The sequence below is a fragment of the Phyllobacterium sp. CCNWLW183 genome (assembly GCF_037203775.1).
In the GTDB taxonomy this organism is placed as follows: domain Bacteria; phylum Pseudomonadota; class Alphaproteobacteria; order Rhizobiales; family Rhizobiaceae; genus Phyllobacterium; species Phyllobacterium ifriqiyense.
In genome coordinates, this window is sequence record NZ_JBBCBN010000001.1 from 468,945 (window position 1) to 481,929 (window position 12,985).

Below are 12,985 nucleotides of genomic sequence, written 5' to 3' on the forward strand. Positions count from 1 at the left end.
TCAAGAATGATCCATGGCCATCAGTTTCAGGGTTTCTTCGCGAATATCGGCAAGAATCTCCCGTTTGTAGGTGGCAAACTTTGGATCTGTCAGAACTTCGAATGATCGCGGTCTTTCGAGCTCTATCAGCATGACCTTCTTGATCCGTCCGGGGCGACTGGCAAGGACCACAACCCTGTCGGCAAGGAAAATTGCTTCGTCGACATCATGGGTAACGAAAAGGACCGTGACTTTGTGGTCATCCCAGATTTGCAACAGCAGTTCCTGCATCATACCGCGGGTTTGTGCATCCAGCGCACCGAAAGGCTCGTCCATCAAAAGGATCGACGGTTTATAAACGAGCGCACGGGCAATCGCCACGCGCTGACGCATTCCGCCCGACAGTTGCTTGGGGAATGCCTTTTCGAATCCCGAAAGCCCTACGGCATGCACAAAATGCGCAACTAATTCTGTTTTTTCGGCTTTGGAAAAGGTGCTCTTCTCCAGCGCAAAACGGATGTTTCCTTCCACCGTCATCCATTCGAACAGACTGTAGGTCTGGAAGACAAAGCCTCTGTCCCTGCCCGGCCCATTGACCGGCCGTCCATCTATGAGGATTTCGCCAAAGGTCGGCTCATCGAGACCGCCTATCATGTTCAGCAAGGTCGACTTGCCACAACCGGATGTGCCGACAATTGAGACAAATTCATTTTTGCCTATATCCAAATCGATCTTCTCGATTGCGACAAGATCGCGACCGGAAACATTGAAGTTCTTGCCGACGCCGACGATCGATACCTTAGCGTCGCGGCCAGCATGTTTGGAGAGACTGCTCATCGGGTCTGACTGCTCCATTTAAAGAGTGACCTGCCGCCCTTTTTGAAGAGGTAGTCGGTCAGGAGGCCAAGCAGGCCAATAAAAAGCGTACCGAAAAGGATCGTATCCGTTGAAAGATAGCGCTGTGCGTCCATGATACGGCGGCCAAGACCGGCATTGGCGGCAACCAGCTCCGCCACCACAAGATACGTCCATGTCCAGCCGATGGTTATGCGGAACGTGTCCCATATGCCCGGAAGCGCAGCAGGTAAGATAATCCGACGTAAAATCTCGTTATTGGTGAATCCAAGGGTCTGTCCGGCACGGATGAGATTGAGATCAATATTTTTTACGTTGTCCATGATCATCAGAGCCTGCTGGAAAAACGTCCCGAGAAACAGAATGAGGATTTTCTGTCCATCACCGATTCCCGCCCACAGGATCGACAGTGGGATTAAAGCGACAACGGGCATATATCGTACCGTGGAAATCAACGGCTCAAGCAAGCCCTCGATGAGCTTGTAGTTTCCCATCAAGATTCCGATCGGGACGGCCACGACAGTTGCCGCCAGCCAGCCGATAAGGATGCGGTAAATGCTGACAGACGCATCAGCAAAGAGGATGCCCTCGCTGAGTTGCCGCCACCCCTCTTCGAGAACGCTCCATGGACTGGGCAAGAACAGGGGACGTACCAGTTCCATAGCCGTAACGGCCCACCACAGAAGGAACAAAATGACTGGGATAACGATACCAGCGGCAGAAAAGACACTGTCAGGTATATCCTGCCTCAATCTGAGCAGTCCCTTCTTCTTTTTGGCTATCCTGCCTCTGTCCGTTGTCTGGTCGGTCATAGTGTTACTGTCCCCGCATGAAAATTTGGCCGGCCACAGAAGGTGGCCGGCCTATTGTTTATTGTTTTGCCGCTACGGCATTCAGGGCGTCAAGCGAAAGAAGATCGGCTGGAACCGGAACGGTCTTGATGTTGTCGGGATTGGTGGCATGTAGGATCTCGCCAACAGTTTGTAGCGTCGCCTGGAACTCTCCCTTGAGCGCTTCCACATTTTCTTTCACATTGTACAAACGAACGCCTTTGAAGGCCGGTTCGAACTCAGCCATGGGGCTTCCCACAGCTTTGGCAATCATTGCCTTGCCCTCTTCGGGATTGGCGCGAATAAAATTGATCGCATCATCCCACGCCATGATCAGACCCTGCACATCGTTTGGGTTGGCGTTGATCCATTCAGATGACGCGGTCAGCATGTCGCCGATCAGGCCGGGCTTTTCCGCTGCCGTATAAATCATCTTGTTGCCGGCGCCTTGCGCCAGAGCCGTGGAAATATAAGGCTCATAGGTGACTGCGGCATCAACCCTGCCGGCAATCAGCGCGAGACCGGCTTCCGAAGCGCCCATAGGTACATGCTCGAGATCGGCGATGGTCATGCCATTTTCTTTCAACGCGAAGTTGATCAGAAGATCACTCGTTGCGCCGGCTTCGAAAGCCACTTTCTTGCCCTTGAGGTCTTTGACAGAGGAAATATCTTTGCCTGCAATGATGGCGTCTGCTTCAAACGACAGATCCATGATCAAAAACCCTTTTTGATCCACCTTCTGGTTGTAGTTCGTGATCATGGCGTTGGTGGCACTTGCGATTACATTCAGATTGCCGCTGGCAAGTGCGGCTGTCATATCCTGATCCCAGTTAAATGTTGTCAGCACCACATCGACATTGTGTTTCTTGAAAAAGCCTTTTTCTTCGGCGACCCACAATGGTCCATATCCGAGCCAAGGCTGCAGCCCGAGCTTGACGGTTTCCGCGTGCGCTGAACTCAATGAAGCGGCAATCAGGGCCAATGCCACTGCCAGTTTCTTGATCATGTTTATTCTCCTCTTTCGATTGTATCTAATTTGTTGTTTGGTTTTTCTTCCCCAGATCCGGATGACAGATGACGCAAAACATTCAGCGTTATCCGGCCGACATCATTCATTTCATCCCCACATGGCAAGGCACCAAGCCAGGCAACCGAGCTTGCTGAAAAGATTATGCCTCCGGCAGACAAGTATCTGACGGTCATTTCGCCACATCGCCGACCATCCCTTTCGCTATCTCCACCTTCATACCAGCGCGATGAATCGTGGAAAAAACTGTCTGGAAAGCCGCTCGCACGGGCAACTACAATTGTGTCCGGCGATGTGCCCAATCTGATATCAGTTGCATCAACCTCGTATCCCGCTGCACCGCCAAGGACGATACCGCTATCCCCGAATGTGTCGACCGCGACGCCGTCGAACAGCCATTGATGGGCAGGATCAAAACTGTCGCTCGTCCTGGTAAAAGGTTGCGCTCCGTCAAACCCCATTAACGATATCGCCCCGCCAACCAGAGAAAATTCCCCCCGGCCCCGCGAGCGCAAATGACCGCCAGGTTCATTGGTTATCGCAAAATTTTGCTCGGCAATCGGACCGTCCCAGGTTCGGCCAGCTTCGAGAGGCGAACGGCGCAGTTCCATCAAATCATCCTTGAATGCGACAGTACCTGCAAAGCCATTGCCGCCCATATAGGCGACACTGCCGCCATTTGCCGCGAATTGCCTGTAGGCGTTTTCCATTTCGATGGACAGATATTCTGGATGGCTTCCAGTTACAACGACGCCATATCCATGCAGGCCTTCCGGCCCCCGATTATGCAGATCATGGTCGGTTATCAGATCGAACTCGATGCCATGCCTGTGGCAGAACTGCAGAAAGTGAAGATCAACCGGCAGGTTATGGGGACAATCGCCAAGCGGATAGCGGTAATCTGCCCGAAGCGTCGCCTTCGGTTTTTGATAAGAACAGATTGAGACCCCACTCAGATCGCTATGGTAATCGTAGAGTGACTTAAAATTGTTGTCGACAGCCAGCCGGTGACCTCGATCATCGCATTTCCATTCGTAAAGATGCTCAGGCAGGATCTCGTCTGCATAGGCCAGATAGGTCGCAGTTGGAACGACGAAAACGACTTGGTTTCGGGGAACTTTCGAAGCAACAAAGAACACAATCTGCTCTGTTTGGTCAGCACTTTGGACCTCGAAGACATAGATTCCACAAGCTGCCGTTTCCGGCACCTTGACACGGTATGATGCAGGCCAGTCGAGCGACGCCATATCGTCATCATGACAATGCACAGCATCATAGTGGGTTGGAACGAGGCGCGGGTCCAACGACGAGCCATCCCATCTGGACGAAGTTACACACGATGTCGGCAAATTGACCAACTCCAACAGCAACGCCGTCGTATCACCTGTGGAGCGTATTGGACTGTCAGGTAGGAACGTCGGGAACTGCCAAGCGTAAAGAGACGACACCGTTTCCAGCTCGATTGCAGAAAATCGCGCGTTCAACGTCGGGTTTAGAAGGCTCTTCTCAGTCCCAAATAGCAGGTCGCCACAGACGCTGTCCCAGCTTAATCCCGCAACCGTTTCTTCAACATGGAATGGTGATAACGGGTCCGTACTTTGTATTTCGATGCATGTCAGACCGTCACGATCCCTTAGGCATATTTTGATCCAACATTTATGGGGAATGTTGACATCAACAGAATATCGGTGGTCGCCTTTGACAAGAAACAACCGCCCATCGGCAAATTGCAGGACAGTTCGTCCCATATCAAGGACCGTACGGCGGCCGCTATTGCGCGTCAGGAATAGTTCAAAACGCACGGCGGTAAGCCTGTCCAGCTTTTCCAACTGGTGACTTCTGATCGCCAGGTACGAGCCTTGATCGAAGTCTCGGTGGATGGGGAGGTTGCCCAAGGATTCGACCTGCCATTCGATCGGTTCGACAGATGCATCATCCAAGCGACGGATACTAACGGACTCAGGTGAAGACAGGCAGGAGAGATGCAAGTTCACAGTTCCACCCACAACCACACTCCAAGGTGTCGTATAGCCAATGAACGGCATCGCATTGTGGTTGACGCGCTTCTTCATTTCACCTCTGCCCTTAGCGGTGTTTCCGCTATTGTGTGGCGATGATCCCAATCTGTTGATTTAGGATCGGATACCCCTTAGTTCTCTCGTATATTCTCACAAAATGTTTGCACAGGGGTATATACCCCCAAAGGGGTATTCAGAGTGGCCTCAGACGATTTTGAAAGTTTGGCTAAAACGATAGACGCCGTGGGCAAGAGCGACTTCTACGAAAAGTTGGAAGCCTATTTGCGCAGCTGCATGGACTTTGACAACATCGTCGTGATTATTTTCGACGGAACGGAAACTCCTTCGGTCCGATTCAGACGTATCTATGGCCCGAATGTTTTCAAATATATTGAAAGCGACTATCTCACAGGAGCATATGTCCTTGATCCAATCTATCATTTCCATCTGGAACGGGGGGAATCTGGGATCTATCGGTTGCTCGATGTTGCCCCCGACCATTTCAAACGAAGTCGCTACTATGAATGGTATTATGGCAGGATCGGCATCATTGACGAAATCTCGGTTGTTTTGACGATCGGCAAGACCATGACGGCAACCATCTCCATGGGCAAAGACAGTTCGTCAGGAGATATTTTCTCGAGTAAAGCCGACACAAATTTGCGAAAGCATCAGTCAATTATCATGGCTCTTCTTCGGGCCCATCTTGCTCCATCGGGCGAGCTTCCAGCCCGTAAGCGGGTAAAAACATCACTCACCGAAAGTCTGATAAGCGCCATGCGGACACGATTCGACGTTACCTTAAGCAACCGGCAGGCAGAGGTCGCACTTTTGATACTGCGAGGACACTCGTCACCGTCGATTGGCTTGAACTTGGGCATAAGTGCGCAAACCGTGAAGGTTTTCCGCAAGCAACTCTATCGTAAGTGCAATCTATCATCCCAAGCTGAACTCTTCGCTCTAATGATGCCGATTTTCGAACAACTAACAACCCTCGAAAGGGTATGATCGGACTGTGATCCACTTGTGAGGAGAGCCCGCGAACTTATTGATATCAGAGCTCAAATTCATCACCGCTGAATCACAAAAGGACAGATTTCTGTCTAGAAAAGCATGTCTCAGCTTACATTTCGTCTGACCTCCAGAAGAGGATTGCAATTCTAGTGTATTAGGCGATTCTAGGCTACCACCATGTAGTTAGAGCGAACACAGCGAAGATTGGCCAAGTTCACGTCTTATCCTGGGTAACCACGATAATTTCTTACTGGAATTTATGACGGCCGACGTCCTTGATATGTCAAGGTTCGACACTTGGGTACCCACGCTGCGGGAACAACCTGTTTGTCGCCCCACCGGCCGGCATTGAGAAAAAGCTGGCCGAAACGGGCAGCATCCCTGGCGCTGAGGCTGAAAGGATAAGCGGAATGCTTCGACTGGCGTTCGGCCACGTAGCGGCCGTCCCGAGCCGAAAAATCTTCCATGCCAATCGGCGCGGCAATGCGTTGCGCAAAACTCTGGAAAATATCCTCGCCGGTTTGCTGCCGGTAGATTGTTCCGAGGGCATTGAAGTCCCAATTGTTGTACCACCAGAACGAACCGGGCTGGTTGCTGCCGCGCTCGGGCCTGTTGCGTCGCATGTCGCCGGTCTCATAGGCGGCTGGATGGTAGATGCCGGATCGCGCCATAAGCAGATCTCGTACTGTGGCATGCTTCTCTGCATCGGTGAGCGCCGGTGGTTTGTCGTCAATGCCGAGTTCGGCAAGTGTGGTTCCGAGGCTTATCCGCCCTTCAGAAATTGCGATGCCATAAAGAGCGCTCAGCAGGCGTTTTCGGATCGATGCGACATTCACCTTGTGGGAAGTATCACCCCAGGCGGCAATCACCTTGCCGTCTTGCACCACCATGACTGCCGTTGGTTTCAGACTGGCGGCATAGGTCTGAGCCTCCTTCAAGCCTTCGGCAGACCAGCCGACAGAGGCCGGATCGGCGCTTTGCCACGGCTGCGCGCGCAGGCTTTCTCCATAGAGGATGGTAAAGAGAGTAACCGAGAAAACTAATATTATACGCATCAGCAACCTTGGCACAGCAACTGTCGGTGTCAGCTCGAGCACATACGCAGACAATGGCGATCATCCCTACCCTCAAAACAAAGTCTGGTTGGCTCGTTCACGGCAAGACCGGAAGCGGGTGGCTTCGCAGCTCGAACGGCAAAATTCAGAGAAACAAGTCCGTTGGATAGTTCGTCGGTTGGGCGGAGCACCAAGCTCGCATGGTTGTGTTTGCAAGGCTTGGCATCGGCACTATTGATGGCCGCCAGGGGCTGGTTGAACGCGACAATTTGCTGGCCGCTTTGGAAGCTCTTTAAAGCAGACATTGGCAAACCGTGGACTTCCCGAAACACCTTTTCGCTCATCTGATCATAGGCGGTGTGGTTGCCAGTCGTGTGCCCATGGATAGCCTTCCGAAAAACCATCTAAGTTTTTTTGCCTGAAGAAACTTTACAGACCCGCTCTTTCGGCAATGCCGTCAAGATAATGATCGAGATGGTTCTTCCACAGTGTCGGCTTGAACAGCAAGGCATGGCCCATGGGAGCAGCGATGAACTTCCCCTGCCCGCCCGCCGCCAGAAACCTTTCGAAATTTCCTCGACAATGTCCTATTCGGTAGTACTGGTCGTAGCTTCCGTGCAGCCAAAGCGTCGAAATGCCGGCTGGTGCGCCACGCTCAAAGATAACCGGATTCACGATTTCATGACTGGAGCAGCCTCTACCCAGCCATCCACCGTTGAAATTAATAGCACCTTGGAAAACATACGGGCGCATGCCAGCATATGCTATCGCCAGGATCCCGCCGCGTGAGACGCCGCCGATGACAAGACGGCTCCGATCCACATCAGACCGCTCGCGCAAATGACGCACGACAGCATCCACATCCTCCACAGCGCGATCGAAGCCCGCAATCGCGATTTCGACATTGCAGGAATAACCGGACCCGTCTGAAGCAAGTCCCTCTCCATAACTTCCGCCTGATTTCCCTCGCCCCCTGCGTTGCGGAAACAAGATCATCCAGCCCCGTTCAACAAAATAGTTTGCCGCGACACGTGGACTTATCGTCCTTGAGTAAAGGGACTTATTGTGGCCCCGGCCGGTAGAGCCATGGTTGAAAATAATTGTTGGATATGGCCCTTCGTGCTGTGGTTTGGCTGCAACGATTTCCAGCCGGACATCGGCTTCATTTGATGAAATGAAAGACTTTTCAAACTTCATGAGTTTTGCCAAGAGTAAGGTTCGCCTTATTACTTTAGCGAAGCAGTTTGAAAAAAACGATCGCCAACGATGCTCGGTGATTTCCCAGCCACATGCAATATCTTTACGGTGCTTTAGCGTGTCCGTGTCATTGTGCGCTGATGGCAAACAACGTCTTCAAATTCAGGCGCATCAAATGGGGTGATCCGACATTAAAACTCAACGTTCTCGTTGAGGATTTCCAACGACGTGTTTGGCTGGAGAGGATTTCGTTGACAGCGTTCAGCGGGCTCGTAGTTGCCCTTTCCTTCGCGGCGTTCGCCCTTGTGGCTTTCGCGGTCAGCTTGGCCTAGAAATTGATTTTTGTGGATTCAATATTAAGCATTAACACAAAGAACATCGATGTCAGTTCGAGAAGCATATGCTGGGAGATTGACATCCTTGGTCCACTCAACCTTGAGCTTCGCTGGCTTGGGGAGATTATGTGGAAGAGCTGTCCTCATCCGAGCCAAAAGCGACGGCGTGGTCATCATCAGTTAGTGGGCCGAGTTCATCCAATACATCATTTCGCGACGCCAACGCATGTTTGAAAAGGCGCACTTCAAACACTCGATCACCATCGACAACTGTCTGCGGACCCTCCTTCTCAACGACATCCAAAAGACGTGCGAAGTCTGACGTCGCCTCATCTTTTGTCCATTGATTAGCAGGGTTTCTTGTCATTTCATCCAACTTTGTCTAGATTTCCGCGCTCTTGGGGGACAGCGGCGTCCAGCATGACTAAGTGGGCCACCGCAGAACGAGCTTTGGTGGCAATGTACATTCTCGACACGGATGTGCTGAGTGAGCTGTCCCGGCAAAGCGCCCATGGGGCTCTCAAGGCTTGGATCAGCGTCCAACCCGCTCGCTCGCTGATGATTTCTTTCAGCACGTATTTTGAAATCTATCGGGGCGTAGAGCGCTTGAGAAAAACGAACCCTGAAAAAAGCGATAGCCTTGAGCGATGGTTTGTTCGGCTGATCCAAGACGAACGATTTGTGACGACAGACATGGTAACCGACGCCGCGAAGCTGTACGCGCGCATGACGTTGACTCCCGACCTGAGGTTTCTCTGGGTGGCTTCTCCTGGAACGAAGGAGCCTAAGTGCGGTCAGGATCTGGCGATTGCGAGTTTGGCCATCATTCACAACGTTCCCATCGTTACGCGGAACGCGAAAGATTTCCTTACAATACATCGCTTCTTTCCCCTCCCGGGTATCTACGATCCGGCGTGCGAAGTATGGCATCTAAACGTCGAAACCAGTATAAAGGATAATTTACCCCAAGTTGCCACGTAAGTAACGGAGGATTTTTGATTATTCCTTACGCGCAAGCAAATGATCTGTGAATCCTTCAAGGATACCGAACCTGCAAGTGGCTAGCGATATCTCTTTACAGCGTAAAATCAGCTACTTACGGTAACATGTTACACGCACGTCTCCCCGGAGATGAAGCGAAGGCCGCGGCATTGACGATTTATCCCCTGTGCTGAAATTTTTTCTGAGACGTACGCCAATTTATTCTGTGTCAACAATTGTCGACTGTCGACAACAAGGTGTAGTGCTACCCCAAAATGCGTCAAGGCACTCAAGACCGCCAAAACCTTGAGCGCATCTTAAGGCAAAACCGTTCGTCTGACGTTTCGCTTTCGATACATAGGACCGCGACGAGGGGTATTGCTCCAAGATAGTTTTGTATTGACAGCAACTACAATGTTCACTATTTGTTCCTGCACTATGAACAAGCTCGCACTCCACCTCATACGCTGATCGCGAACAGAAGCCGTTATTTCCGGCTGCCGATCCGTTGCGTATTTGAGTGGAGCGTCCGATGAGCATTGAATCTGACATCACCGATAGTCTTGACAAAACTCGTGCCGAAGCTGCCATGCGTAGTTACACGCCTAAAGGTACCGTAAGGTGCGCTGGCACACCTCTCTTCAGAACAGAACTGGCACGCGATTATGGATGCTTGCTGGACCTAGATGCGGAAGTCATCCGGTGGTCGTGCCTCCAATCCGAGTTCACTGACGGCAGGTTCGTGCACATCCCAGACTTCCTCATCGAGCGTCGGAGTGGATGGGTTTTCGTCGACGTTCTAGATGAAAACTTGCCCCTTCCCCGTGTTTCGATCAAAGAGCTGTTGGGTAACACTCCCCATGAGTTCGTCACAGCCCATGAGATCGAGGCAGGGTTTCGACTTCAAAATGCAAAAGATCTCCTCCGCTACGCCCATTGGCGCACGCCACTCGGTGATCGATTACGCCTGCTTGCAGCGCTCGATGAACATGGATCGCTGTCAATGGCGGAGTGCCTGACAATCTTTAGGGAAACTCTTCCGATAGCTGGACTGGCCTCGTTGATTCTTCATCGATTTATCGAAATCGAGCTGGATATCGAGCTGATCAATCCCGACACCACCGTGCGCCGAAACCGCGATTGACGCTCCCGAAAGAACATCCCGCCGTAGCATCTCTATCCGTCAGGTGGACCATGAAAAACCGACTTCGCAAGAATATCCCGAACAACATCCCGCGGTTTCTCGCCTACTGCGCGATCGCAAAGGCTTGCCGCACGCAATACGAGTTAAGCCGAGGTCTGCCTGTCGTCATCGGACTTGTGGTTCCCTTTACAGATGATCTGGAAATCTATGCTGCCGCCGTGGAGCACATCGGCCGCCGAAACGTGGAACTCGGTTCCGATGACTTCGGTCGCAGCGATACTGAAGTTCTGTCGATGACACCGGCTTTACGAAAGACAGCCGAAGGTCGCACAATCCAGAGAATTCTAACGAGAGTGCCCCGTGTTGTTGTCGTTGCAACCTCTCATGAAGCGTTTCCGGACGATTTCAAGATCATCGCAGACGCGATCATGCAGGTCGCGCCTCCAGATCACCGACACGTTCAGGCGGCAGTTCTTCTGGGTCTCGGAGAGCGAATTTCAAACGAAGATGCCATCAAGATCGCGTCGAGGCCATTATCGATGGCGTCCTTGGCGATGCGAAAGGGTCGGCGTATCAAGAAGTCGATTACGTTGCTCGAAGACCTGGCTGCCAGACATGAAGACAAATCAGATTCCGTTGGAGGTCCAACGTTGAAAGAATTGCATGGACTGGGCGAAGCCGCCATCTGGGGAGAAGAGCTAGCACTTGATCTTGAAGATTGGAGTGCGGGGAAGATTCAATGGACAGACGTCGACAGGGGCGTACTTCTAAGCGGGCCGCCTGGCACCGGCAAAACCACCTTTGCAGGAGCGTTGGCGCGGACCTGCAAGGTGCATATCGTGATCGCCTCTTTGGCGCGTTGGCAATCCATGGGGCACCTCGGAGATCTGCTGAAGGCGATGCGCGCGACGTTCGAAGAAGCAAGAAAACGTTCTCCTTCTATTTTATTTATTGACGAGATTGACGCAGTTGCAGATCGTGACAAAGTCACTGGAGACAACAAGCAATATCATGTCGAAGTGGTTTCCGCTTTGCTGGAACAGCTCGACGGCGCTGAAAAACGTGAGGGAGTTGTCGTCGTCGGTGCCTGCAACAATCCCAACCGAATGGATCCCGCCCTAACCCGGGCTGGCCGCTTGGACCGACATATCCAAATTCCCCTGCCCGATGCGGCGGCACGCTTGGGTATTTTGCGTTGGCACCTGCGAAACGAGCTTCAGCATTCCGAACTGCCCGAAATCATTGATGCGACAGACGGTTGGTCAGGTGCCACAATTGAGAAATTGGTGCGGGATGCGCGTAGGCTTGCACGTCGGCGTCGGCGAGCCCTTGAAATCACGGACCTTTCCGACGCGTTGCCAAAACGTTTGCAATTTCCACCCCGGCTTATGCGACGGAATGCATACCACGAGGTCGGACATGCATTAGTTGGCCTAGCACTGGGAGTTGGAAAACTTGTTGAAGTAAGGTTGTCTAATTCCGTCGATCTGAGCGGCCCCAACCACCAAAATGGCGGTATCACTCATTTTAATGATATCTCGAACCTCGAACGACTACCCTCGGAAATCCTGGACCGGATCGCTGTAAGCGTCGCTGGCGCTGCGGCTGAACAGGTCTTCTTCGGCGTTTATGGAGCCGGTTGGGGCGGTGATGCAGGGTCAGATTTGTATCGAGCCACGCTTCTCGCCACGGCAATAGAAGCTTCTTATGGACTGGGCGACAACTTGATTTATATCGCCGAAGACTCCGAAGCCGAACTCCTGGCCGCCGCAAGATCGAACATCGCCCTCCAAGAAAAAGTCAGTTGCATTGTCGCCGAGCAGTTTGCTCGTGCAAAAGACGTCCTCATCAGCAAGCGTGGCCAAGTTGAATTTATGGTGGAGGCGTTGCTCAGGCTGGGGCGGCTGTCCGGAGAGGATGTTGAACAACTCCTGAATCATATTCCCCGCGAGAGTGAGGCGCAGCAATGACCGGGTATCTCTCCGCCACCACTATCCAGTGCCAAAGGATCAAGTCTTATTCTTTCGTTTCTTCAAATGCGCTCCCGCCGCGACGCGCTCGAATAGGTCTCGGCGGGTAAGCGGAGACCGCCACCGCATCAACATCAAACTTCAAAACCTAAATCGCGGAAGCTTTGCTTCCACGTGGAGGCATTTATGCGTGTAATCAACAATGCAGTCGAAGCATCGAAGAACCTCGACAAAGAAATCGAACTATTGGAAAACCTGGTGCGTGACCTGAAACAAATCCGCCGAGGTATCTTTCCGGGAAAGAAGACACTCGCTGCGGCACCACTAATCGACAATTGGAAGGTCGTTTCTCGGCCAACGACCTGTCTCGCTGGTGAGTTTTCCGGACATCCCATTTTAAAGGATACGCCAGTTGGCATTACCAGCGATGTTTGGGTCATTTCTCCAAAGATGGGGTTTGTCAGGACATTGTCGCGATATTATCAACTCGGGCGAAAAGCGGATACGAAAATCGGTTCGCAATAAACCTATGTGACGGAGGGTCGTCTCATCGAACCAGAAGTGCCTTTAACGCGGCTTA

12 protein-coding genes are annotated in these 12,985 nt (G+C 52.1%); 5 read left to right on the forward strand and 7 right to left on the reverse strand.

All coding sequences use genetic code 11. The annotated features are described in order from the left end of the window. The 4 genes from V9K95_RS02195 to V9K95_RS02210 are packed head-to-tail and all read right to left on the reverse strand — an operon-like array spanning position 1 to position 4,763. Positions 1-816, reverse strand: coding sequence for an ABC transporter ATP-binding protein (locus V9K95_RS02195; RefSeq protein ID WP_336439958.1), 816 nt, complete (start codon positions 814-816; stop codon positions 1-3). Then, positions 813-1,646: an ABC transporter permease gene (locus V9K95_RS02200; RefSeq protein WP_336439957.1), complete on the reverse strand. Its 834-nt coding sequence runs from the start codon at positions 1,644-1,646 to the stop codon at positions 813-815. The genes V9K95_RS02195 and V9K95_RS02200 overlap by 4 nt, the downstream gene beginning before the upstream one ends. A 58-nt stretch (positions 1,647-1,704) precedes the next feature. Beyond that, positions 1,705-2,670, reverse strand: a complete 966-nt coding sequence (locus V9K95_RS02205; protein ID WP_336439956.1) for an ABC transporter substrate-binding protein — start codon at positions 2,668-2,670, stop codon at positions 1,705-1,707. A gap of 2 nt (positions 2,671-2,672) precedes the next feature. After that, positions 2,673-4,763: a N,N-dimethylformamidase beta subunit family domain-containing protein gene (locus V9K95_RS02210; RefSeq protein ID WP_336439955.1), complete on the reverse strand. Its 2,091-nt coding sequence runs from the start codon at positions 4,761-4,763 to the stop codon at positions 2,673-2,675. Between the two features lie 144 nt (positions 4,764-4,907). On the opposite strand from V9K95_RS02210, the gene V9K95_RS02215 reads away from it, so the two are divergent. Then, positions 4,908-5,717, forward strand: a complete 810-nt coding sequence (locus V9K95_RS02215) for a helix-turn-helix transcriptional regulator (RefSeq protein ID WP_336439954.1) — start codon at positions 4,908-4,910, stop codon at positions 5,715-5,717. A gap of 263 nt (positions 5,718-5,980) precedes the next feature. Here the strand turns inward: V9K95_RS02215 and V9K95_RS02220 are convergent, their stop codons facing one another. From V9K95_RS02220 to V9K95_RS02235, 3 genes are all read right to left on the reverse strand, one after another. Beyond that, positions 5,981-6,832: a serine hydrolase domain-containing protein gene (locus V9K95_RS02220; protein WP_336439953.1), complete on the reverse strand. Its 852-nt coding sequence runs from the start codon at positions 6,830-6,832 to the stop codon at positions 5,981-5,983. Between the two features lie 375 nt (positions 6,833-7,207). Further along, complete coding sequence (locus V9K95_RS02230; RefSeq protein WP_336439952.1) at positions 7,208-7,975, reverse strand: alpha/beta hydrolase family protein; 768 nt, start codon at positions 7,973-7,975, stop codon at positions 7,208-7,210. 459 nt (positions 7,976-8,434) lie between these two features. Continuing rightward, positions 8,435-8,686 carry a hypothetical protein gene (locus tag V9K95_RS02235; RefSeq protein WP_336439951.1) on the reverse strand — a complete coding sequence of 84 codons (252 nt, stop codon included), beginning with the start codon at positions 8,684-8,686 and terminating at the stop codon, positions 8,435-8,437. Positions 8,687-8,730: 44 nt separating this feature from the next. Here V9K95_RS02235 and V9K95_RS02240 point away from each other — a divergent pair, with 44 nt between their 5' ends. From V9K95_RS02240 to V9K95_RS02255, 4 genes are all read left to right on the forward strand, one after another. Beyond that, positions 8,731-9,291, forward strand: a complete 561-nt coding sequence (locus V9K95_RS02240; RefSeq protein WP_336439950.1) for a PIN domain-containing protein — start codon at positions 8,731-8,733, stop codon at positions 9,289-9,291. 532 nt (positions 9,292-9,823) lie between these two features. After that, the gene (locus V9K95_RS02245; RefSeq protein WP_336439949.1) at positions 9,824-10,435 is read left to right on the forward strand and encodes a hypothetical protein; all 612 of its coding nucleotides are present in this window, start codon (positions 9,824-9,826) and stop codon (positions 10,433-10,435) included. Positions 10,436-10,485: 50 nt separating this feature from the next. After that, the gene (locus V9K95_RS02250) at positions 10,486-12,405 is read left to right on the forward strand and encodes an AAA family ATPase (protein ID WP_336439948.1); all 1,920 of its coding nucleotides are present in this window, start codon (positions 10,486-10,488) and stop codon (positions 12,403-12,405) included. A 186-nt stretch (positions 12,406-12,591) separates the two neighbouring features. Then, positions 12,592-12,930, forward strand: coding sequence for a DUF6634 family protein (locus V9K95_RS02255; protein WP_336439947.1), 339 nt, complete (start codon positions 12,592-12,594; stop codon positions 12,928-12,930). The last annotated feature ends 55 nt before the right edge of the window (positions 12,931-12,985 follow it).

Excerpts from the sequence above, each read along its gene's own strand:
- V9K95_RS02195 (WP_336439958.1), bottom strand. The coding sequence starts at position 816 with ATGAGCAGTCTCTCCAAACATGCTGGCCGCGACGCTAAGGTATCGATC.
- V9K95_RS02200 (WP_336439957.1), bottom strand. The coding sequence starts at position 1,646 with ATGACCGACCAGACAACGGACAGAGGCAGGATAGCCAAAAAGAAGAAG.
- V9K95_RS02205 (WP_336439956.1), bottom strand. The coding sequence starts at position 2,670 with ATGATCAAGAAACTGGCAGTGGCATTGGCCCTGATTGCCGCTTCATTG.
- V9K95_RS02210 (WP_336439955.1), bottom strand. The coding sequence starts at position 4,763 with ATGAAGAAGCGCGTCAACCACAATGCGATGCCGTTCATTGGCTATACG.
- V9K95_RS02230 (WP_336439952.1), bottom strand. The coding sequence starts at position 7,975 with ATGAAGTTTGAAAAGTCTTTCATTTCATCAAATGAAGCCGATGTCCGG.
- V9K95_RS02240 (WP_336439950.1), top strand. The coding sequence starts at position 8,731 with ATGACTAAGTGGGCCACCGCAGAACGAGCTTTGGTGGCAATGTACATT.
- V9K95_RS02245 (WP_336439949.1), top strand. The coding sequence starts at position 9,824 with ATGAGCATTGAATCTGACATCACCGATAGTCTTGACAAAACTCGTGCC.
- V9K95_RS02250 (WP_336439948.1), top strand. The coding sequence starts at position 10,486 with ATGAAAAACCGACTTCGCAAGAATATCCCGAACAACATCCCGCGGTTT.
- V9K95_RS02255 (WP_336439947.1), top strand. The coding sequence starts at position 12,592 with ATGCGTGTAATCAACAATGCAGTCGAAGCATCGAAGAACCTCGACAAA.